Source organism: Bradyrhizobium acaciae, from assembly GCF_020889785.1.
GTDB lineage: Bacteria > Pseudomonadota > Alphaproteobacteria > Rhizobiales > Xanthobacteraceae > Bradyrhizobium > Bradyrhizobium acaciae.
In genome coordinates, this window is sequence record NZ_JACMYK010000018.1 from 15,893 (window position 1) to 37,162 (window position 21,270).

The window sequence follows — 21,270 nt, forward strand, 5'->3', positions numbered from 1 at the left end:
AGTATCATTTCCGCCGCCTGCTGGAGCTACGTTTTTCGCATCCCGGAATCGAAAGCGTCTTTCCTTCGAGTTGTTGGAATCCCATCCAAACAATCCGTCCGATCCCGCACTGCTTTGAAATTTTCCGTGGCATCCCAGCGCTACCCTCTGTTGTCTCCCGGGGACGCTGCCCATGTCGCTGACCTCCATCGACATCGACCTCTGCGCAGAGCCCATGCTCAGGCAAAGCGCTGAAGCGCAATGACGGTTCAGCTGAAGCCTGTCGTGCACTAGTGATTGGTACCCAGCGTGTAATACTGCGCGCCAAACGGTAGCAGAGAAAAGAGCCGGTCAACTCTGCGGAGCAGGGGGCCGGCCGCAGGCACCGAGAAGATATATCGCGTGCTGATATCGTCGAAGCCGGCACCCTCGAGAAGTGCTTCGGAATCGCGTCGTTTCAACAACACCGCGTCCTTGTCAAATTCACAGGTGTTGACGATGCGCCGGGTCACGGGATTGAACGGATTGTGCTCGAAGATCGCGAACGATCCTCCGGGACGCAGTACCCGGCGTATGTCAGCAACCAGCGCCGGCCGCTGTGGGACCGGGACGTGATGAAACACGTTGATGGCGAACACGCAGTCGAATGACTGGTTGCCGAACGGCAGATGAGTGCCGTCGAAGACTTCGTAGCGGATACCAGGGTTGCGTTGACGTGCCACCGCGATACTGGCGCCCGAGACGTCGACCCCCGAAATTCCGCCGACCCGATCTGTCAATTGCTTGTGGGCATTGGCAACGCCGCAACCGACGTCGAGCAGTTCGGCTTTGGCTGCGCCGCCCTGACGTGCGTCGAGGATATCGACCAGATAGTCATTCTTGACGCGCGCGAAAAAGTCGATGTCGAGGCCCGAAAAGTTCAAGGCCTTGTTGATCTCCTCATTGTAGTTCGCCGTATATGCGTCGAACTCGGCACGGTTGCTATCGTCAGGCTGTGTCATCGGTTGTCACCATAGCTTCCAAGGCGCGGAACCTGATGCCCACATCTCTTCGAGTTCGCGTTTCTCCCGCAGCGTATCCATCGCCTTCCAGAAGCCCGGATGGCGGTAGGCCATCAATTGTCCGTCGGCCGCCAGCCGTTCCAGCGGTCGACGTTCCCAAACCGTCTCATCGGCGTCGATATAGTCGAGGACGCGCGGTTCGAGAACGAAGAAGCCACCATTGATCCAGCCCATTTCGGCATCGGGCTTTTCGTGGAACCGCGATACGGCATCGTGCTGATCCATGTCGAGAATGCCGAAACGGCCAGGTGACGGCACCGACGTCACCGTCGCAAGCTTCCCATGCCTGCGATGGAATGCGATCACCTTGGCGATATCGAGATTGGCGACGCCGTCGCCGTAGGTGAGACAGAAGGTTTCATCCAGGTAGGGAGCAACACGTTTGATGCGTCCGCCAGTCATGGTATTCAGGCCGGTATCAATGATCTTCACCGTCCAGTCATCGAGCGATTTGGGGGTAAGGTATCGAACTTCGCGCGTGGCGGTGTGAATCTCGATGTCGTTGGTCTCGAGGAAATAGCTGGCGAAATAGTGCTTGATCATCGACGCCTTGTAGCCCGCGCAGATGACGAAATCATTCAGTCCGGCCGCTGCGTAGAGCTTCATCACGTGCCACAAAATCGGCCGGCGCCGATTTCGACCAGCGGCTTGGGGACGAGATCGGTTTCCTCGGAAAGACGTGTGCCGAACCCACCAGCGAGAATGACCGCTTTCATGTCTTGGCTCTCAGTTCGCCGCATCGGGACGCAGTTGAGTTGTATCGGTGGTCTCACGCGCCGGGCTGAAAATCCTGCTGGCTCAGAATGTCGATCACCGGACCATCATAGCCAGCGTCCTTGAGATAATTGCGGATCTCGACCGGAATGTGCCACGCCAGATTGAGCAATGGATTGGCGCCCCGCGGGCCTTGAGCAGATCATCGTCGGAGCCGATCGGGATTCTCGTGCCGGGCAAGTAATGGCCGATCTTCATTGAACCGGGCTTCTCATGAACGATCGAAATCGAGTCGTTGTCGAGCGCCAGCAGTTTGATCAGGATGGCGGCGCGGCCCGGGAACGCTTTGCCGCGAAGGGGTCCATTTTTCTGTACGAGCGTCCGCAACTCCTGGCTCTTCTTGTCGCGCCAGCGCGTCACGCCGCTGCGCAGCGTCGCGAAGTCCAGGCCGAACTGGGCCTCCTTGGCTTCGAGCTTCTCGATAACCGCGGCGTCGACCGCGGACGCCTGCTTGCCCGCAAAAATACGAATGTTGCCGCCATACCGCGCGGGAAACTGCACGTCGATCAGATTGAGACCGAGCGCATGGGCGATGAAGACGAACGAGCGGTAGCTGTATGTACGCGGGTGCTCGTGATAGAACGTGTCGAACTGATTGGTGAGCAAAACCGATCCGAGATAGTGGTTCTCGATCACCAGGATGGTGTTTTCGCCGATCAGGCGCTTCAGCGCAGCGATTACGCTGCCGAGGTCCTCGATATGCGCGAACACGTTGGTGAAGGTGATGAAGTCCGGCTTGCCGTGCGCGGCGACGATCTGCTCCGCCGTTGCTTCGGTGAAGAAGTCATGGATGGTCGAGTGTCCCTTTGCCGCACAATCCTGCGCGGCTGAGGTCGGCTCGACACCGATGGTGGTGGCGCCCTTTTCACGGAAGAAATCGAGCAGGCTTCCGTCGTTGCAGCCGACATCAACGACCTTCCTGCCGGCGACCAGGCCGAAGCGCTGCTCGCAGGAATCGGCAAGGCTCTTCATTCCGGAAAGCACGTCGGCGGTAAAGCGCGACCGGTAGTGATAGCTCTCGGGAAACAGTTCGCGCTTTGGAACCTGGAAGCGCTGGTGCGCGGTCCGGCAATTGTCACAAAAGAGAATCTCGATCGGGTACTCGGCGCATGTCCGCGAGCTTCCGGTCGCAACCAGATCGTCGCACATCGGGTGGGCCCCGAGATCCAGCACAGGAGCCAAGGTGCGGTTGCCGCACACCTCGCAATGATCGATCTCATTCGCCGGCACGATTGTCGAATTCATTCGGGATCCATGTGACAAGTTATTACGGCGCGTATTGTCGTATCGAAGCCGCCGTACCCTGAAATACGGGGTGACTTTGCGTATCGGGCTCCGTTTGTCAAAGGCTAAGGTCGGCGGCTTTGCCTGGTGGGTCTTGTGCGCCGGCGGCGTCTCGCGTTCGGCGGGTTGCCAGAACCTGCGTGGATGGCTAGGGCGATAGCGATGAAGATATCGGTCATCGGCGGCGGGCGTTGGGCCCGAACGATCGCTTCGGTACTGTGCGGGCTCCCTGGCCGCGCAGACCAGATCACCATGCACTCGCCGAGCAATGCTGCCGGCCTGCGGGCGTGGGCTGCGCAATCGCAATTCGCCGGCCGGTTGAGCGCTCTGGACACCTGGCCGAGCGCTGGAGCGGGCTCGAAGCGGCCTGATGCCGTCATCGTCGCCAACCGCGCGGGAGACCATTTCGAGGCCGCGGCTGGTGCGTTGGTTGACGGTATCCCGGTATTGGTAGAAAAGCCTGTGGCACTCTCACGTCGCAGGATCGAGGAACTCAACAGCATCGCAACGGCCAGGGGTACGGCGTTCGGGGGCAGCCACGTCTTCTTGTTCGCGCGATACGTGGAAGCCTATGCGGCCGCGTTGGCCTCGCTTGGCCGCCCGCGGAGCCTCCGGATGATTTGGACCGACGGCGCTTCGGACATCCGTGGTGGGGAAGCCAAGAGCTACGACCCTGCGGTGACACTGTTCGATGATGTCCTGCCCCACATCGTGCCCTTGGTCGGCGAATTGCGGTTCCGCAATCTCGCGCTCGTCGCGCTGGATGTTCGACGGGGCGGCGCGCGTCTGGCGATCGAAGCGCAGGCCAACGGGCTGCCGGTTTCCTTGCTCATTGCACGCAACGATCAAGGCCGGCAGCGCCGGATCGAAGTCGAGACCGAAAGCGGCGTTGCAATACTCGACTTCGCCGACGAGCCGGCCGTCATCGATATTGCAGGAACGCGCATGAACGGTGACCCGCAATGGACCACCGCGCTCCGGCCACTGGCGACAATGCTCTGCGCGTTCATCGCCGCTGTGGAAGGCGCGCCCCTCGACCCTCGTTTGTCGCCGGACTGGGCCATCGCATCTGCCACATTCGCCGAGGTCGTTCGCGGCCGCTACATCGCCCATCAGGCCGAATGGTTGGCGACGCGCTTGGGCGAACCGCTCGATACCGAACTGCTCTATGCGTTTGCGGAATTCGGCAGCAACGAAGCCGGGAGCGCCGACAGCATCTCAAAGGCCTGGCCGACGATTGCCGATCAGGCCGAACTGAAGATGTTCCTGGCCCGAAGTCGGCTGTTTTTCGATGCAGGCTAGGTCCCGTACCGCGATATCTGCGCACGCATAAGTTCGAGCGCGTCCTTGCCGTTCGCGAAATCCGCATACCATTGCGCCGTCCAGGCAATCGTCTCATTGGCGTCGAGCCGCGGCCGCCATTGCAACGTCTTGGCAGCAAGAGCGCTGTTGATCCGCAGTGTCTGCTTTTCCGGTGGGAATGAGCCCGACGCCTGCTTCCAGGCCCGTCCATTGCCCAGTCCTTCGCCGATTGCCGCCGCCACCTGGGCGACCGACATTGATTCATCCGTCAGCGGACCAAAGTTCAGCGAGGGCGGATCGGCTGCACCTCTGTTGGCGAGGTATTCGGCAAAGCCAAGGTAGCCGGTGAGGCAGTCAAGCACATGTTGCCAGGGCCTGGTCGCCGCAGGATAGCGCAGTTCAACCGGCACGCCTTTTTGCGCGGCCCTGTAGAGGTCGGGAACGAGTCGGTCGCTGGAAAAATCGCCGCCACCAATCACGTTGCCGCCGCGCGCCGAGGCCAGAGGCACCCCGAGCGGTGCAAAGAAGCTCTCGGCGTAACTCCGGACCACGATTTCGGTCGCGCCCTTTGACGCGCTGTAGGGATCTGAGCCGCCCAGCGGGGCGCTCTCGGGAAACGCCAGGCCGGTCTCGGTATTCGCATAGACCTTGTCACTGGTCACGGTCAGAATCGCCTGCAATCCCGCGCTGGCGCGCAGCGCTTCCAGCAGGTTCACCGTACCCATGACATTGCTGGCGAAGGTTCCGACCGGGTCGCGATAGCTTTCCCGAACCTGCGCTTGTGCAGCCATATGCAAAACGATCTCGGGTTCGGCGGTTTTGCAAATTTCGGTCACTGCCGCCATGTCGCGCAGATCGACATGGTGGCTGTCGATCGCCACGCGCTGCCCGATGGTTTGCCAAAGATTGGGTTCGGTCTGGGGGGCTAAGGAAAACGCGGTTACCTTCGCGCCGAGATCGGCCAGCATCACACTGGCCCACGCGCCCTTGAATCCGGTATGCCCGGTCAGGAGGATGCGCCGGCCGCGCCAGAAGCTCGGGGTCAAGATCGCTTTCCCCGCCGCGGACCACATGGTGTGAAAAGTGCTGACATCATTATTTGCTTTGATCTGCGGAGATATTCGTGGCGGTCTCGACCGTCACCAGCGGCCTGAAGCGGACTTGCTGATAAATGCGGCTCACATATTCCCCGATAATGCCCAGGAAGATTGCATTCAGGCTGATGCCAAATAGCATAACGACGATGAGCGTCGCAAAGCCGCTCGGCCACGATTTGCCCCGCAGCAGCGCCTCGACGACATAAAAAAGCCCCAGCAGAAAGACGGCGACCGAGATCAGGAGGCCGGCATAGGATGCAAGCCGCAGCGGAAGAACCGAGTGCCCGATGATCCCGTCAAGGGCAAAGCCGACCAGCTTCCGCACCGGGAATTTGCTGCGGCCGTGTATCCGCTCTGTCCGGTCGTAGGGAATGCCGGTCTCGCGCGCGGCAAATGAGGAGATGACGCCGCGGACGTACGGGTTGTAGTCGTTCAGCTCCTTGAGGCGGTCGATCACGGATCGATCGACCAAGCGGAAGTCGCCGGCGTCGCGGGTGATTGGATCATCGGAAATGTGGCTGAGCAGCGCGTAAAATGCGCGGCGACCGAGCGTGAGCAGTCTTGCTTCCTCGCGGCGCCGGCGCAAGCCCACGACCACATCATGGCCCTTTTCCCAAAGCGCAATGAATTGCGGAATCAATTCCGGCGGATCCTGAAGATCGCAATCAATCTGAATCGCCGCATCACCGGATGCGTTTCGGTAGCCGGTCAGCAGCGAGCGCTGAAAACCGTAGTTGCGCGTGAAGCGGATCACCTTGACCCTGTGGTCGATCTTGGCAAGTGCAGCGAGATGTTCGAACGTTCGATCCTCGCTGTGATTGTCGGTGAAAACAAACTCCAGATCGTATTGGGGTAGGTCTTTGAAAATAGCAGTCAGTGCGGCGTAGGCGCGATCTACATTGGCTTCTTCGTTGTAGACGGGCATGACGAGGGAGATCAGCCGTCGTGTGTTCGGCTCTCGCTCAGGTGTGCCCGTATCGACGTTGCTGCTCATGTCAGGTCGTTGCTGTTAGTGCAAACGAGATTTCTAGGTGAGCCGGCCAAGATATGCAACTCTTGGAACGAACGGCCGCGCGGGCGTCAGTGTTGGTCGTCAGAAGGTTTGGTGGGCTTTCGCTTATAAACCTTCAGGGTCGGCCCGACGCGGGGCTTGTCGATCGGCTGCCAAATCCCCTCCAAGAGGGTGAGCGAGGATCTCACCCGAGATTCAAGGCTTCGCCATGGTGTGAGATATACCGGCGAGGAGGCCGTCGCCCCGCTGGACTCGGGAGCGATTTCCTTGACGAAGGTAATTCCCTCTGCTGCGGTCGGGCCGGGGGCCGGGGTTGGAATCAGAGCCTGGTACATCAGCATCGAAAACGGATTGGGATCGTCGGCAGCGAGGTGTTGGGTCTCGATCAGCTTGGCGTAGTGCGGGCTTCCATAGAGGCTGCTCGAAAGGACGATATATTCGGGATCGAGAGCATTGACGCCGCTCCAGGTCAGCACGCCTCCATACATCTTGGCGTTCTTGAATATCTTTGGATCGAAATAGCCAAGATCGTCGAACACGATGCGGGCATCCGGCGGTATGCCGCCTTTGGCCGCCCAGTCGTTCAGTGCCAGCAAGGTGCTATCGTGATGGTGGAGCGCGAGAGTCTGGTTGACCAGTGCGAAGACGCGGTCGGTGCCGAGGTAAAGCGTTGCAAGGAAAACGAAGGTGACTGTGATTGGAGGTGCCAGGCGCCCGAACGGTTTGGCGAGAATAAACCTCAGCCATGTTACGACGAAATCGAAGCTAAGCATCGCCATCAGAGGCAGCGCGACCAAAGCGTACCCGACAATGACCCAAAGCTTGCCGAGAAGAGCATAGTAGGCAATCTGAGACAGCGAGAGTATGGCGGCCAGGAAGAGGGCTCGTTTGCGCGTCGTCGAGAAGCCGCCGAACAGCCCGTGCAGTAATCCTGCCACTGCCAACGCTGAAGCAAGCGGGCCGACGTAGTCGTAGATCGCCTTTATCCAATCCCAGGGCGTGAACGTCCCCAGGGGCCCACCCGAGCTGCCGACGATCTGCCATTGCGCGATCCAGGACTGGACGTAGTACGGCGTAATGACTGCGTAGGGATTCGTACCGATCCAGCCCACCAGGGCGGCTGCTCCGAGGACGGCAATTCGCTGGGCAACGACCTTCGTGCCCCATTCGTGAGCACCTGTCGCACGAATTCCCATCAAGAGCGCAGCCGTTGCTAACGGTACCGTCCACGGTCCTCCAAACTTCGTCCCCTGCACCAGACCACAAACCATTCCCAAAGCGGCGAGGCTTGAAAGAGACCCATCGTCTGAATGGCGCAGAGCAAGTCCGAGTGCCAGGAGCCCGAAATAGATCTGAAGCGTATCCGGATGAATATTCGTCATGTAGTAGATAAAATAGCCATCCGTCAGCAAGGCGGCGCAGGATAGTATTCCGACAACAACACCCGCATGCCTCTTTGCAAAATTGTAGACGAAGAGCAGGCTCATCAACGCGGCGAGCATCGATATCGTTCTGAGGATAATGGGAGCAGTTGGAAAGGCAGGGAGTCCAACCAGGTGCGCCGTCGCGTAGAAGGGAAAGGCGATGTCGAACATCACCGCGCCGTAGTAGACGATGTTGTTGTATCGAAGCGTTCCCCAATATGCCGGGATTTTCTTGAAGGCGTCGGCTGTCGGATCCAGGTAGTTGGCAGGGTTGCCGAAGGGCTTGGCGACCGTACCATCGAGTGCCAGCGTCATCCATGGTTCATCGTTGGAGAACGCTGCCAGCAATTGAGGGTTATCAGTGTTGCGTGGAACAAGCGAACCGATGCCGATCAAACCCAAGATAAGAATGGGTGCGATATATCGATCCAGGCGAGCATGATCGCAAACAACCTGTAGTATAATCCGAAAGGGAAGTGCCCAAGCCAAAGTTCTTTGCAAAGCCTTCTCTCCGAGGCGCTCAATGGGCTATCGCAGCTTGTTTGCCATTCTGCAAGACGTTCACGTGCTTCATTCAATGGGTGTCCCGTGTCATCTGATACTCGAGTGCGTCGCAAGGACTGGTCACTGACAATCTCGATGGCCGCGGAAGATCTTGTTCGTTCGGTTTGTAGCTTGGAAACAGGTAGCTTGCGCTTATACCTTCGTCTCCGTCATAAGCCCGCGGAGTGAAACGGCGGAGCTCCTTCGCGACCTCATTCGCAGGCGCTGAAAAATCTCCGGAGCGTGTGCAGGCAGTTCGTGACCTGTCACAAAAATGTAACGACCGACCCGGGGCCTCCTTTCATTTTGAGAAGGGGAGAACCGTCGGATGTTCAATTCAATCGCTACGTCGCAAACTTGCGGCGCCATCGTCCGGCGCTTGATCGCGGGGGCCGGTGTTGCTTGCGGTGCATCCGATGCTATCGCACACCGTCAGCAATCCGCTGGCGAACGAGCGCCTCAGCCTCCGTCAAGCGCGGCGAGGCGGTCGGCTTCCGCGATGTCTTCAACGGTGTTGGCGTTGAAGAACGGATCGAGCGGTTCGGTCGGCCACTCCACGGTTGCGAGTGGGTAGCGCGCGGTCCAGCGATCGATCTTGCGCACGTCCTCCTTGACCAGCGCATGGCGCAACTCGCTCCGCAGGCGCACGCTCCAGAGGCCGATGACCGGATGCGTCTGCCCGCCGGATGAGGCGACCGCGAGCTCGGCATTCTCGGCGACGCGCGCTCGCTCCAGGCGCGCGACGAGATCGCGCGGCAGAAACGGACAGTCGCCCGCCGCGCTCAGCACCCATTTCGCGTCGGGCCGGTTGGTTGCGGTCCAGTCGAGCGCGGCGAGGATGCCGGCGAGGGGGCCGGGATAGTCGGCGACATCGTCGGCGACGACGGGAAGGCCGAACGCGGCGAAGCGCGCGGGATCGCCATTGGCGTTGATGATCAGCCCGCCGCATTGTGGCGCGAGGCGGTCGATCACCCGTTGCAGGATGGTGCGACCGGCGATCTTGCGCATCGGCTTGTCGCCGCCGCCCATCCGCCGCGCCAGCCCGCCGGCGAGCAGCACGCCCGGGATGCCAGTCCCCGGAATATCAGTCATGGTCGGTCTCGCCCTTGCGCTTGTGACGCATCGATTCCTCTTCGACATAGTCGAGGTTCTGGTCGTAGACGATCCGCGCCTCACCCGACAGCGCGATGAAGCGTTTGCCGCGGGCGCGCCCGACCAGCGTCAGCCCGACCTGCCGCGCCAGATCGACGCCCCATGCGGTGAATCCGGAGCGGGAGACCAGGATCGGGATGCCCATCCGCACCGTCTTGATCACCATCTCGGAGGTCAGCCGCCCGGTGGTGTAGAGAATCTTGTCGGCCGGATCGACATTGTGGCGATAGATCCAGCCCGCGATCTTGTCGACGGCGTTGTGCCGGCCGACATCCTCGGTGTAGCAGACCGGCGTCGCCTCCTTGCACAGCACGCAGCCGTGGATGGCGCCGGCTTCCAGATAGAGCGACGGCATCGTGTTGATGGTGTGCGTCATCTGGTAAAGCCAGGAGGTGCGCAGCTCGGCCTTCGGCAACGCGACCTTTTCGACGGCTTCGAGCAGGTCGCCGAACGCGGTGCCTTGGGCGCAGCCCGAGGTCTGCGTGCGCTTCTTCAGCTTCGCCTCGAAATTGGTGTGGTGGGCGGTGCGCACCACGACGACCTCCAGATCGTCGTCATATTCGACCTCGGTGACGACGTCGTCGTATTTCAGCATGTTCTGATTCAAGAGGTAGCCGAGCGCGAGGTATTCGGGATAGTCGTTGATCGTCATCATCGTGACGATCTCCTGCGCGTTGAGGTACAGCGTCAGCGGCCGCTCGACCGGTACCTTGATCTCGGTCCGCGCGCCCGTCTGATCGACGCCGATGACGCGCTCCGTCAGGCGCGGGTCATCCGGATCAGGAACAATGATGGGAGCGGTGGTCTTCTCGGTCACTGATTGACGTCCCGACGGGTTCACATGGCAACGGAGCTGGGGATATAAGCACGATCGGAGACCAACTGGCCACTTTCCGCCGGGTTGCGGGAACTGCCACGGACGGGTTCGGCTTGAGAGATGACACCGCAATTCGCGATCCGGATTGAGCGGACCTTGTCGGTAGCCGAGGACTGAGGGACATCATGGCGCAGCTTTCGGATGACTGCTTCGCATTCGGCGGACCGATGATGTCGGTCGACGAGGCCGTCGCGATCATCGCCGCGCGCGTCAAGCCGGTCGGCGAGACGGAGACCGTTGCCCTGGTGGACGCCGACGGACGCATCCTCAGCCATGACGTTGCCGCGCCGCTGCCGCTGCCGCCTTTCAAGAACTCCGCCGTCGACGGCTACGCGGTATCAGGTGCTGATTTGCCGGCGAGCGGCGAGCGCGCGTTTCCGGTCGCCGGGCGTGTGCAGGCAGGGGCGCCGGCGCAGTCCGCGCGGCCCGGCCAGGCGGTGCGGATCTTTACCGGTGCGCCGATGCCCGAGGGCACCGACACGGTGTTCATGCAGGAAGACGTGCGGATCGATGATGCCGGCAACGTGGTCCTGCCGTCCGGCCTGAAGGTCGGAGCCAATGTGCGTCCGGCCGGCGAGGACATTGCACGCGGTCATGTCGCGTTGGCATCGGGCCGGCGGTTGCGGCCGCAGGACGTCGCGGTCGCGGCGGCGTTCGGGCTGACCACGCTCGATGTGGTGCGGCGGCTGCGCGTCGGGGTGTTCTCCACCGGCGACGAACTGGCCGCGCCGGGCGGCGCGCGCACGGAGGCGCAGCTGTTCGATTCCAACCGTTTCATGCTGATGGCGATGTTGCGGCGGCTTGGTTGCGAAGTCGGCGATCTCGGCATCCTGCGCGACGAGCGGGCCGAACTCGCGGCCGCGCTGAAGCAGGTCGCGCGACGCCATGACCTGATCCTGACCACCGGCGGTGTCTCGACCGGGGAAGAGGACCACGTCAAGGCCGCCATCGAGCAGGCCGGCTCACTGGTGCTGTGGCGGATGGCGATCAAGCCGGGCCGTCCGGTGGCGATGGGAATCATCGACGGCACGCCGCTGATCGGCTTGCCCGGCAATCCCGTGGCGAGCTTCGTCACGTTCGTCCACGTGGTGCGGCCGACCGTGCTGGCGCTCTCGGGCGCGGTGCCGTCTCCGCTGCTGCCGATGCCGGTCCGGGCGGCCTTCAGCTACAAGAAAAAGAGCGGGCGCCGCGAATATGTCCGCGCCTCGCTGCGACGCGCTGCGGACGGATCGCTGGAGGCGACCAAGTTTCCCCGCGAAGGGGCCGGTCTGCTGTCGTCGCTGGTCGACACCGATGGGCTGATCGAACTCGGCGAGTCCGTCGTGCGGGTCGAGCCGGGCGATGCCGTCGGCTTTCTCGGTTACGCCGATCTGCTGTGAGAGCGCAGATGCGGCCGTCCTCGCGATTTGAAATTCAGATCAGTCGATAGGTAAACATTAACAACAGCCTGCGCGGCAACCGGACGCTCCTGGAGGCGTTCTAAATCTGCTTGCCTGTGGCATGCCAGAGAATAGAGTTGAGTTGAACCGACGCAATTCGTGCAAAGCGGAGTTCCAAGACGCGGTTTCAAGGCGAGGATTCATGAGCCAAGGCGACGGTCACAAGGTCCGCGCGTTCGAGCATCCCGGACAGGGCAGGAAGCGGGCGAAAGCCACGCCCAAGGGACGCCAGGTCGACCCTGCGGCCGCCCATGAGATCGAGGCGCTGCTCGCCGACCGGCCGAGACAGCGCGATATGCTGATCGAGTACCTGCATCTGATTCAGGATAAGTACCATCAGATCTCGGCGGCGCATCTGGCTGCGCTCGCCGACGAGATGAAGCTGTCATTCGCCGAAGTGTTCGAGACCGCGACCTTCTATGCGCATTTCGACATCGTGAAGGAGGGTGAGCCTGACATCGCGCCGCTCACCGTGCGCGTCTGCGATTCGCTGACCTGTGCGATGCTCGGCGGCGAGAAGCTGCTGAAGGATCTGCAGAACCGCGCCGGCCCCGGCATCCGCGTCGTGCGCGCGCCGTGTGTCGGCCGCTGCGATACGGCGCCTGCCGCAGAGGTCGGCCACAACTTCGTCGATCATGCGACTGTCACCAACGTGCTCGCGGCGGCGAAGAGCGGCGACACCCATGTGCATCTCCCGAGCTATATCGAGTACGACGCCTATGTCGCCGACGGCGGATACAAGCTGCTGACGCGGCTGCGCTCGGGCGAGCTGCCGCGGGAAGACCTGTTGAAGGCACTCGACGATGCGTCGCTGCGCGGCCTCGGCGGCGCCGGTTTCCCGACCGGCCGCAAATGGCGCGCCGTGCTCGGCGAGCCCGGGCCGCGGTTGATGGCGGTCAACGGCGACGAAGGCGAACCCGGCACGATCAAGGACCGCTATTATCTCGAGACCGATCCGCATCGCTTCCTCGAGGGCATGCTGATCGGCGCCCACGTGGTCGAGGCGCCCGAGATCTACATCTACATCCGCGACGAATATCCGGCCTGCCGCGAGATTCTCGCCCGCGAGATCGCAAAACTTCCGCCCGGCGGTCCGACGCTGCATCTGCGGCGCGGTGCCGGCGCCTATATCTGCGGCGAGGAATCCTCGCTGCTGGAATCGATCGAGGGCAAGCGCGGCCTGCCACGGCACAAGCCGCCATATCCGTTCCAGGTCGGGCTGTTCGGCCTGCCCACGCTGATCAACAACATCGAGACCTTGTGGTGGGTTCGCGACATCGTCGAGAAGGGCGCCGACTGGTGGAAGAGCCACGGCCGCAACGAGCGCCACGGCCTGCGCAGCTTCTCGGTGTCGGGACGCGTCAAGGATCCCGGCGTTAAGCTCGCGCCGGCCGGCATCACCTTGCGCGAACTGATCGACGAGTTCTGCGGCGGCATGGCCGACGGCCACACCCTGCAGGCCTATCTGCCGGGCGGCGCGTCCGGCGGCATCCTGCCGGCGTCGATGGACGACATCCCGCTCGATTTCGGCACGCTGGAGAAATACGGCTGCTTCATCGGCTCTGCCGCCGTCGTCGTGCTCTCGCAGGCCGATGACGTCAGGGATGCCGCGTTGAACCTGATGAAGTTCTTCGAGGACGAGAGCTGCGGGCAATGCACGCCCTGCCGCGCCGGAACCGAGAAGGCGGCGCTGCTGATGCAGCAGCCGGTCTGGGACAAGGAGCTGCTCGACCAATTGAGCCAGGCGATGCGCGATGCGTCGATCTGCGGCCTCGGTCAGGCGGCCTCCAATCCGCTGACCTCAGTGATCAAGTATTTTCCGGACGGCTTTCGTCCGCAGCAAGCCGCCGAATAGGCGGGCCGGGCAGGGCGAATTTCGACGAGGATTCAAATGAGCAAAGACAAGAACTCTCCGCCGCAGGGCTACGGTCACGACGCCAGGGGCGCGGCCGGAGGAAGCAATGCCCCAGATGGTCGCGTCACCGTCACGCACAGCGAGCCGATCGGCAAGGTCGGCGGAACGGGCGGCGGCCCGCAGACGATTCAGTTCGAGCTCGACGGCCAACAGGTCGAAGCGCGCGTCGGCGAAACCATCTGGCAGGTCGCCAAGCGCCAGGGCACCGAGATCCCGCATCTCTGTTATTCGCCCGCGCCGGACTATCGGCCTGACGGCAATTGCCGCGCCTGCATGGTCGAGATCGAAGGCGAGCGCGTGCTGGCGGCATCCTGCAAGCGGACGCCTTCGGTCGGCATGAAGGTGAAGTCGGCGAGCCAGCGCGCGGTCGCTGCGCAGAAGATGGTGATGGAGCTGCTCGTCGCCGACCAGCCGGCGCGCGAGACCTCGCACGATCCGGATTCGAAATTCTGGCACTGGGCGGAGAAGACCGGCGTCACCGAGAGCCGCTTCCCCGCAACCGAGCGCTGGCACGCCGACACCAGCCATCCGGCGATGCGCGTCAATCTCGACGCCTGCATCCAGTGCGGCCTGTGCGTGCGGGCGTGCCGCGAGGTGCAGGTCAACGACGTGATCGGCATGGCTTATCGTAGTCACGGCTCGAAAATCGTCTTCGACTTCGACGATCCGATGGGAGAGTCCACCTGCGTCGCCTGCGGTGAGTGCGTCCAGGCCTGCCCGACGGGGGCACTGATGCCGGCCGTCATGCTCGACGACAAGCAGACGCGCGTCACCTGGCCCGACAAGAAGGTGGACTCGCTCTGCCCGTATTGCGGCGTCGGCTGCCAGGTCACCTACCAGGTCAAGGACGAGAAGGTGATCTACGCGGAAGGCCGTGACGGTCCCGCCAATCACAACCGGCTCTGCGTCAAGGGCCGCTTCGGCTTCGACTACATCCATCATCCCAATCGCCTGACCAAGCCGCTGGTGCGGCTGCCGGGCGTCAGGAAGGATGCCAACGACCAGGTCGATCCGGCAAATCCCTACACCCATTTCCGCGAAGCGACCTGGGAAGAGGCGCTCGATCTTGCAGCAGCAGGCCTGCGAAAAATCCGCGACGAGAAGGGCGCCAAGGCGCTCGCCGGCTTCGGCTCGGCCAAGGGCTCGAACGAGGAAGCCTATCTGTTCCAGAAGCTCGTCCGTACCGGCTTCGGCTCCAACAATGTCGATCACTGCACGCGGCTGTGTCACGCCTCGTCGGTGGCGGCGCTGTTCGAGGGATTGAGCTCCGGCGCAGTGTCGGCGCCGTTCGCAGCCGCCGCCGATGCCGAGGTGATCTGGGTGATCGGCGCCAATCCGACCGTGAACCATCCGGTCGCCGCGACCTACATCAAGAACGCCGCCAAGCGCGGCGCCAAGCTGTACGTGATGGACCCGCGGCGGCAGACGCTGTCGCGCCATGCCACCAAGCATCTCGCCTTCAAGCCGGGCAGCGACGTCGCGATGCTGAACGCGATGATCCACACCATCATCACCGAAGGCCTGACCGACGAGCAGTACATCGCCGGCTATACCGAGGGCTACGACGACCTCAAGGCGAAGATCCAGGAGTTCACGCCGGAGCGCATGTCGCAGATCTGCGGCATTCCCGCCGAGACGCTGCGCGAGGTCGCGCGTGCCTATGCCCGTGCCAAGTCGTCGATCATCTTCTGGGGCATGGGCATCAGCCAGCATGTCCACGGCACCGACAATGCGCGCTGCCTGATCGCGCTGGCGCTCATCACAGGGCAGGTCGGCCGCCCCGGCACCGGGCTGCATCCGCTGCGCGGCCAGAACAACGTGCAGGGCGCCTCTGACGCCGGCCTGATCCCGATGTTCCTGCCGGACTACCAGCCCGTCGGCCGCGACGACATGCGCGGCGCCTTCGAGAAGCTGTGGGGGCAGGAGCTCGATCCGGTGCGAGGGCTGACCGTCGTCGAGATCATGAACGCGATCCACGCCGGCGAAATCCACGGCATGTATGTCGAGGGCGAGAACCCTGCGATGTCCGATCCGGACTTGCAGCACGCACGCGAGGCGCTGGCCAGGCTCGACCATCTCGTCGTGCAGGATCTGTTCGTCACCGAGACCGCGTTCCACGCCGACGTCATCCTGCCTGCCTCGGCATTCGCAGAGAAGTCCGGCTCCTTCACCAACACCGATCGCCGCGTGCAGCTAGCGCGCGAGGTGATCAAGCCGCCGGGCGATGCGCGGCAGGATCTCTGGATCATCCAGGAGATCGCCAAGCGGATGGGACTGCCCTGGAATTATGCGGGGCCGGGCGCGGTCTTCACCGAGATGGCGCAGCTGATGCCGTCGCTGAAGAACATCACCTGGGAGCGCCTGGTCCGTGAGGGTGCGGTGACTTATCCGGTCGACGATCCCGACATGCCCGGCAACGAGATCATCTTCACCACCGGATTCCCGACCGAGAGCGGCCGCGGCAAGATCGTGCCGGCCAAAGTGATCCCGCCGGATGAATTGCCGGACGACGAATATCCGATGGTGCTGTCGACCGGCCGCGTGCTCGAGCACTGGCACACCGGCTCGATGACACGTCGTGCGCAGGTGCTCGACCAGATCGAGCCCGAAGCGGTGGCGTTCATGACGCCGAAGGACATGCGCAAGAAGGGGCTCGCGCCGGGCGACTTCATCCGTCTCGAGACCCGCCGCGGCGCGGTCGAGGTCAAGGTGCGCGCCGACCGCGACGTGCCCGAGAACATGGTCTTCATGCCGTTCTGCTACGCGGAAGCGGCGGCCAACCTGTTGACCAACCCGGCGCTCGATCCGTTCGGCAAGATCCCGGAGTTCAAGTTCTGCGCCGTCCGCGCCGAGAAGATCGATATCCGCACCGCGGCGGAGTAGCGGCGCCGAAATGGAGGCGGGACTTGCTCAACGCGGTCTATAGTCCTGCTCCGAGTTGGACCATGCCGCATACAAGATGATCGCGAGGATGATGCCCAGAAAGATTGATAGCACCCAGTGATTGACGACGAAGCCCAGAATCCCAAAGATCGCAAGAGTGCCATACCACACGCCCAAGGCCACGAAGCCGGCGATGGCCTGCATAATATCCATTTGAACCTCCCGAGCATGCGAGCCTGGCGCGGCGAATGTGAGCTTGGTCGGAGATATTCGCGAAGCACGCGTAGCCTACCACAGCATCCGCATCATTGGCCGAGCAGCATGTCGGCCTTTGAGGATAAGTCGCACGAAGCTTGCACGGGCTTCGATTGGAGCGGCCGGAGTAGTGCCTCCTGAATCTCTGCCTTTGGAGCTTTGATATACAGGAAGCGTACTGCGATAGTTTCTGGCTTGAAGGAGTTTGCGATCCTGCTCCGCCAATGCAGAGTGTCAGAAAAACCAGATTCGATCTGAAAGCGAAGCATCACTGCCGTCTTTCTTGTCCCGAAGCCGCCCGCAAAAGTGACGTCCTTGATCTCCTTCCAGGGAATCACGTCGTCGGAAGCAACGCAGTATTTGAACCCTTCAGATGAGACGATCAGGGCCGGACCACCAACCGTAAGTGTCTTGAAAAGGCTTCCAGCGTACGCGCAAACGATACCAAGGACTCCGCCAAAGATGACGGCCGCAAAAAAGCACATGACGGATTCGCCCAAATGCTGCGGAAATTCCATGGCCAAGCCTGCGAACGCGGCTGCGAATGTCAGGCAGATGAAGGCAAAGATCAGGATGATAGCCAAAAACCCGATCAGACAGATCGTCACCGAGAGCCGATTTACGGCGAAGCTGCGATCTTGGGTCATTGAATGATCCGGAGTCAGTCGCCACGCGGCGCGCTGATTAGAGCGTACCTCGCAGAGGTTGTCGAGCGGATCATCTTCAATCCGCATTCGGCGCGGGTGTCGGCACTGAACCTTGTCAGCGTGCTCGGCAATGCTAGTTTCCCTGGCAACCAGAGGAATGCGCAATGACCGAGCGAGCCGCCACGGACGCTGCACCGGCGCCGGCAATCGCCGAGACTTCCGGAACGATCAAGGTCATCATTTCCGGCGGCTTCGCTGCGGTGTACCGGGAGGTGCTGCCTGAGTTCGAGCGAAGCGCCGGCATCAAGGTGGAAACCGGATCGGGCGCGTCGGAGGGCATCGGTCCGAAGAAGATCAGGCACCAGCTTGCGAACGGCATCAAGGCGGACGTGGTGGTCCTCTCGCGCGAGGGATTGCGAACGCTGATCGAAGACGGACGGATTCGTGCGGGCTCCGATACCGGCCTGGCGACGGCGCCTCTGGCCGCCGCGGTTCGGGCGGGCTGTCCCAAGCCCGATATCGGCGATGACATCGCGCTCAGGAACGCCTTGATCGCTGCGGGCCAAATCGTGGCGCCGAGCAGCACGAGCGGACAGTTCGTCCGCGACAAGGTCTTCCCGAAGCTGAACCTGCCGGACACGGTGAAGCTCACGCTGGAGGCGCGTGGGACCGAAGCGGCCGAAGCGCTGCGGGCAGGCAAGGCCAATTTCTCGATCGGGCCGACCAGCGAACTGGTTCAGGAGAGCGGCATCGAACTCGTCGGTCTGCTGCCTGCAAATCTCCAGCTCGTCCAAACCTTCACGGCCGCGGTCGTCAGCGACTCCAGGGCGCCTGAAGCAGCCATGCGCCTGATCGGGTTTCTTGCCTCGGACAGCGATATCTTGCGCGCGGCTATCGAGCGGGCCGGCATGGAGCGGCCGCGCGGCGAGGCCTCGTGCTGACGCACGCGGGTCTCAGTGATCGCCGGGGGCTACGTTGAGCGGTGCGCCACCGGTCGAAATCGGACCTGCCGGCTTTGCAGCCCGAGCCGGCGGCTTTTTGGGCTTCGCGGCGGCCGGCGCGACTGGTGCATGCGGTTGCTCGGCCGCTGCCGCGGCAACTGCTGGCGCCGGTACCGGAGCAGGGCGCTGGAGCGCGTCGACCTTCGATGTCAGGGCCGCCAGCTGGTCGACCAGGGTTCTCACCTGCGCCTGCTGGTCCGCGACCGACTTGTTGAGGGCGCCGATGTCATCCTCGAGCTTCTGCTGGGTCGCGATCAGATCCGGCAGCGCCTCCTTGTCGCCCACGGCTGCCGCTCTTTCGCCAGCCGCTGCGTTGCCCAGCGAGGGAACCAGTAGCGCGATTTGCGGCCATGCGTAGACACCCCCGGCGCCCGCAAGGGCGAGGATGATGACGATCAACAGGAACCACGGCCAGCGGCGGCGAGCGGCAGGGGGCAGGCTTGACGGCGCATGGCTGTGCCATGCCTGATCGGAATCGTTGGTCACCCATGCTTCCTAGTCTGCTTCGGCAGCTGTTGCAATCGATGCCGAGTCTGACCACTTTGGCTTGCATGTCCCCCTCGTCCGGAGCCCCATTGGCGCCCACACATACGTCCCAACTTCTTGAGGAACTCGTCGCTCAAGCACCGGACGGCCCCGTCGATCTCGAATGGCTCCTCAGCAACCTGGACAAGCGGTCGTTCGGCCTTCTCCTGCTGCTCCTGGGGCTGCTGGTGATCATTCCCGGCGTCGCGACCATCGCGACGCTGGCGCTGCTGTTTCCGGCGGTCGAGATGATGCTCGGCCACAGCGCGCCGTCGTTCCCGCGTTTCGTCTCGAAGCGACAGTTCGACTTCAAGCGCTTCAAGCGATTCACCGTCCTCGTCCGCCCGATGCTCCAGGCGATCGAGCGTCTCAGCCGACCGCGCTGGGATGCTCGTCGCGATGTGATCGACCGCCTCGTCGGACTGGTCGTGTTTCTGCTGGCCTTCTCGGCAGGCTGGCCGCTGCCTCTGGTCAACGTCATTCCGGGAATGGTGGTCGTCCTGATTGCGATCGCCTACCTGCAGGAGGACGGCCTGTTGCTGGCGATTGCGATGGCGGCAGCGCTGATTTCCCTGGCTGGGCTCGGATGGACGCTGTGGGCATCGTTCACTGCCGTGATGAACTGGATGGGGCTGTGACGTTCGACGGCAGGGGCAGAGCCCAGGGCGGTCCAAGGTAAGGTCCAGCGCGGCTCTATGTCCTGACACGGGGGTCGACATCTCGCGCGGGCATGATCATTATCTCGCCGGACGTCGCGGCAAACAGCGACGCGAATGGGGAGAACAAATGCGTTGCATCACGCTCGCGGCAATCGCCGCACTCAGCCTTGCTTCCACGTCGGCGATTCTCGCTGCCGACAAGAAGTACGATCCCGGCGCCAGCGATACCGAAATCAAGATCGGGCAGACCATGCCTTACAGCGGTCCGGCCTCGGCGTATGGCACGCAGGGCAGGGCTGAGGCCGCCTATTGGAAGATGATCAACAGCCAGGGCGGCATCAACGGCCGGAAGATCACGCTCCTGAGCATGGACGACGGCTACAGCCCGCCGAAGACGGTGGAGCAGACCCGCAAGCTCGTGGAGCAGGATGAGATCCTTGCCAACATCGGCTCACTCGGCACGCCGACCAATTCGTCGATTCAAAAATATCTGAACGGCAAGAAGATCCCGCATCTGCTGATCTCCACCGGGGCCTCGAAGTGGAACGACCCGAAGGAGTTTCCCTGGACCACGCCGTTCTATCCGCCCTATGCGCAGGAAGCGAAGATCTACGCCAAGTACATCGCCAAGGAGCTGCCCAACGCCAAGATCGGCGTGATCTATCAGAACGACGATTTCGGCAAGGATTATCTGAAGGGCTTCAAGGAAGGGCTGGTAGAGAAGGCCGGCCTGATCGTCAAGGAGCTCAGCTACGAGGTGACCGATCCGACGATCGATTCCCAGATCGTCAATCTGAAGGCCGCGGGCGCCGACGTGCTGATGACGATCACGACGCCGAAGTTCGGCGCGCAGGCGATCCGCAAGGTTACCGATCTCGCCTGGAAGCCGACGCACTTCATCGTCTCGGTCGCCAGTTCGATCGGCGGGGTGCTCGAGCCTGCCGGCCTGGAAGCATCCACTGGCCTCATGACGGCGCTCGCGACCAAGGTGGTGGGCGACCCGGCGTGGGACACCGACAAGGGCGTGCAGGACTATCTCGCCTTCATGAAGCAGTGGTATCCGGAAGGCAATCCGATCGATGGCAGCAACCAGATCGGTTATCTGTCGGCGCAGTTCACCGCCATCATCCTGAAGAACTGCGGTGACGAGCTGACGCGCGAGAACCTGCTGAAGCAGGCCACCAACCTGAGCAAGGTCTCGCTGCCGCTGCTGCTTCCGGGCATCACGGTCTCGGTGTCGCCGACCAACTATTCCACCTTCGACACGTTCAAGCTCGCGAAGTTCGACGGCAAGACCTGGAAGTTCTTCGGGGAGAACATCAGCACCGCGTCGCGCTGACGACAAGTGAGCGGCGGCCACGCTGCTTGGCATCCAGGGGACGCGGCAAAGGCGGCTGCGTCCCCTGGAGTGCTCACCTGCCGACGTTTCCCACGGACCAGT

At 62.4% G+C, this 21,270-nt stretch carries 17 protein-coding genes and 1 pseudogene; 7 read left to right on the forward strand and 11 right to left on the reverse strand.

Annotated features, from left to right (window positions below; translation table 11 throughout):
- Nucleotides 1–269: 269 nt before the first annotated feature.
- From H8A92_RS10650 to H8A92_RS10660, 3 genes and pseudogenes are all read right to left on the reverse strand, one after another.
- Nucleotides 270–980: a class I SAM-dependent methyltransferase gene (locus H8A92_RS10650; RefSeq protein ID WP_229195762.1), complete on the reverse strand. Its 711-nt coding sequence runs from the start codon at nt 978–980 to the stop codon at nt 270–272.
- A gap of 6 nt (nt 981–986) precedes the next feature.
- A pseudogene (gene rfbF / locus H8A92_RS10655) lies at nt 987–1,756 on the reverse strand (glucose-1-phosphate cytidylyltransferase).
- A 94-nt stretch (nt 1,757–1,850) separates the two neighbouring features.
- A complete protein-coding gene (locus H8A92_RS10660; protein ID WP_229195763.1) occupies nt 1,851–3,356 on the reverse strand; it encodes a class I SAM-dependent methyltransferase in 1,506 nt (501 codons plus the stop codon).
- Between H8A92_RS10660 and H8A92_RS10665 the strand changes: the two genes are divergently transcribed.
- Nucleotides 3,261–4,400 (forward strand): Gfo/Idh/MocA family oxidoreductase, encoded by a 1,140-nt coding sequence (locus tag H8A92_RS10665; protein ID WP_229195764.1) that lies wholly within the window; start codon nt 3,261–3,263, stop codon nt 4,398–4,400. The two genes, H8A92_RS10660 and H8A92_RS10665, sit on opposite strands and share 96 nt — an antisense overlap.
- On the opposite strand, the gene rfbG is transcribed toward H8A92_RS10665, so the two are convergent.
- The 5 genes from rfbG to H8A92_RS10690 form a co-directional block, all read right to left on the reverse strand.
- On the reverse strand, nt 4,397–5,446 hold the full coding sequence (gene rfbG, locus H8A92_RS10670; RefSeq protein WP_229195765.1) for a CDP-glucose 4,6-dehydratase: 1,050 nt from the start codon (nt 5,444–5,446) through the stop codon (nt 4,397–4,399). The genes H8A92_RS10665 and rfbG overlap by 4 nt on opposite strands.
- A 49-nt stretch (nt 5,447–5,495) precedes the next feature.
- Nucleotides 5,496–6,491 carry a glycosyltransferase family 2 protein gene (locus H8A92_RS10675; protein WP_229195766.1) on the reverse strand — a complete coding sequence of 332 codons (996 nt, stop codon included), beginning with the start codon at nt 6,489–6,491 and terminating at the stop codon, nt 5,496–5,498.
- Between the two features lie 86 nt (nt 6,492–6,577).
- Nucleotides 6,578–8,335 carry a glycosyltransferase family 39 protein gene (locus H8A92_RS10680; RefSeq protein WP_229195767.1) on the reverse strand — a complete coding sequence of 586 codons (1,758 nt, stop codon included), beginning with the start codon at nt 8,333–8,335 and terminating at the stop codon, nt 6,578–6,580.
- 600 nt (nt 8,336–8,935) lie between these two features.
- Nucleotides 8,936–9,568, reverse strand: coding sequence for a molybdenum cofactor guanylyltransferase MobA (gene mobA / locus H8A92_RS10685; RefSeq protein WP_229195768.1), 633 nt, complete (start codon nt 9,566–9,568; stop codon nt 8,936–8,938).
- Nucleotides 9,561–10,445 (reverse strand): formate dehydrogenase accessory sulfurtransferase FdhD, encoded by an 885-nt coding sequence (locus H8A92_RS10690; RefSeq protein WP_229195769.1) that lies wholly within the window; start codon nt 10,443–10,445, stop codon nt 9,561–9,563. The genes mobA and H8A92_RS10690 overlap by 8 nt, the downstream gene beginning before the upstream one ends.
- Nucleotides 10,446–10,630: 185 nt before the next feature.
- On the opposite strand from H8A92_RS10690, the gene H8A92_RS10695 reads away from it, so the two are divergent.
- The 3 genes from H8A92_RS10695 to fdhF all read left to right on the forward strand — a co-directional run bounded on the left by H8A92_RS10695 (nt 10,631) and on the right by fdhF (nt 16,742).
- Complete coding sequence (locus H8A92_RS10695; RefSeq protein WP_229195770.1) at nt 10,631–11,884, forward strand: molybdopterin molybdotransferase MoeA; 1,254 nt, start codon at nt 10,631–10,633, stop codon at nt 11,882–11,884.
- 202 nt (nt 11,885–12,086) lie between these two features.
- Nucleotides 12,087–13,799 (forward strand): NAD(P)H-dependent oxidoreductase subunit E, encoded by a 1,713-nt coding sequence (locus tag H8A92_RS10700; RefSeq protein ID WP_229195771.1) that lies wholly within the window; start codon nt 12,087–12,089, stop codon nt 13,797–13,799.
- Between the two features lie 36 nt (nt 13,800–13,835).
- Complete coding sequence (gene fdhF / locus H8A92_RS10705; RefSeq protein ID WP_229195772.1) at nt 13,836–16,742, forward strand: formate dehydrogenase subunit alpha; 2,907 nt, start codon at nt 13,836–13,838, stop codon at nt 16,740–16,742.
- Between the two features lie 27 nt (nt 16,743–16,769).
- Here fdhF and H8A92_RS10710 read toward each other — a convergent pair whose 3' ends face one another.
- Both H8A92_RS10710 and H8A92_RS10715 read right to left on the reverse strand, forming a co-directional pair.
- Entirely contained in the window at nt 16,770–16,955 is a 186-nt protein-coding gene (locus tag H8A92_RS10710) for a hypothetical protein (protein WP_229195773.1), read from the reverse strand.
- A 92-nt stretch (nt 16,956–17,047) separates the two neighbouring features.
- Entirely contained in the window at nt 17,048–17,731 is a 684-nt protein-coding gene (locus H8A92_RS10715) for a hypothetical protein (RefSeq protein ID WP_229195774.1), read from the reverse strand.
- A gap of 77 nt (nt 17,732–17,808) precedes the next feature.
- Between H8A92_RS10715 and H8A92_RS10720 the strand changes: the two genes are divergently transcribed.
- A complete protein-coding gene (locus H8A92_RS10720) occupies nt 17,809–18,585 on the forward strand; it encodes a substrate-binding domain-containing protein (protein ID WP_229195775.1) in 777 nt (258 codons plus the stop codon).
- A 12-nt stretch (nt 18,586–18,597) separates the two neighbouring features.
- Here the strand turns inward: H8A92_RS10720 and H8A92_RS10725 are convergent, their stop codons facing one another.
- Complete coding sequence (locus H8A92_RS10725) at nt 18,598–19,131, reverse strand: SlyX family protein (RefSeq protein ID WP_229195776.1); 534 nt, start codon at nt 19,129–19,131, stop codon at nt 18,598–18,600.
- A gap of 38 nt (nt 19,132–19,169) precedes the next feature.
- On the opposite strand from H8A92_RS10725, the gene H8A92_RS10730 reads away from it, so the two are divergent.
- Together H8A92_RS10730 and H8A92_RS10735 are read left to right on the forward strand one after the other, a co-directional pair.
- Complete coding sequence (locus H8A92_RS10730; RefSeq protein ID WP_163151223.1) at nt 19,170–19,808, forward strand: exopolysaccharide biosynthesis protein; 639 nt, start codon at nt 19,170–19,172, stop codon at nt 19,806–19,808.
- Nucleotides 19,809–19,956: 148 nt separating this feature from the next.
- Entirely contained in the window at nt 19,957–21,168 is a 1,212-nt protein-coding gene (locus H8A92_RS10735) for an ABC transporter substrate-binding protein (RefSeq protein WP_229195777.1), read from the forward strand.
- Nucleotides 21,169–21,270: the final 102 nt, after the last annotated feature.

Bases quoted from the DNA above. Each gene is read 5' to 3' on its own strand.
- H8A92_RS10650 (WP_229195762.1), bottom strand. From the start codon at position 980: ATGACACAGCCTGACGATAGCAACCGTGCCGAGTTCGACGCATATACG.
- H8A92_RS10665 (WP_229195764.1), top strand. From the start codon at position 3,261: ATGAAGATATCGGTCATCGGCGGCGGGCGTTGGGCCCGAACGATCGCT.
- fdhF (WP_229195772.1), top strand. From the start codon at position 13,836: ATGAGCAAAGACAAGAACTCTCCGCCGCAGGGCTACGGTCACGACGCC.
- H8A92_RS10695 (WP_229195770.1), top strand. From the start codon at position 10,631: ATGGCGCAGCTTTCGGATGACTGCTTCGCATTCGGCGGACCGATGATG.
- H8A92_RS10720 (WP_229195775.1), top strand. From the start codon at position 17,809: ATGACCGAGCGAGCCGCCACGGACGCTGCACCGGCGCCGGCAATCGCC.
- H8A92_RS10700 (WP_229195771.1), top strand. From the start codon at position 12,087: ATGAGCCAAGGCGACGGTCACAAGGTCCGCGCGTTCGAGCATCCCGGA.
- mobA (WP_229195768.1), bottom strand. From the start codon at position 9,568: ATGACTGATATTCCGGGGACTGGCATCCCGGGCGTGCTGCTCGCCGGC.
- H8A92_RS10715 (WP_229195774.1), bottom strand. From the start codon at position 17,731: ATGCGGATTGAAGATGATCCGCTCGACAACCTCTGCGAGGTACGCTCT.
- H8A92_RS10675 (WP_229195766.1), bottom strand. From the start codon at position 6,491: ATGAGCAGCAACGTCGATACGGGCACACCTGAGCGAGAGCCGAACACA.
- H8A92_RS10710 (WP_229195773.1), bottom strand. From the start codon at position 16,955: ATGGATATTATGCAGGCCATCGCCGGCTTCGTGGCCTTGGGCGTGTGG.
- H8A92_RS10735 (WP_229195777.1), top strand. From the start codon at position 19,957: ATGCGTTGCATCACGCTCGCGGCAATCGCCGCACTCAGCCTTGCTTCC.
- H8A92_RS10730 (WP_163151223.1), top strand. From the start codon at position 19,170: ATGCCGAGTCTGACCACTTTGGCTTGCATGTCCCCCTCGTCCGGAGCC.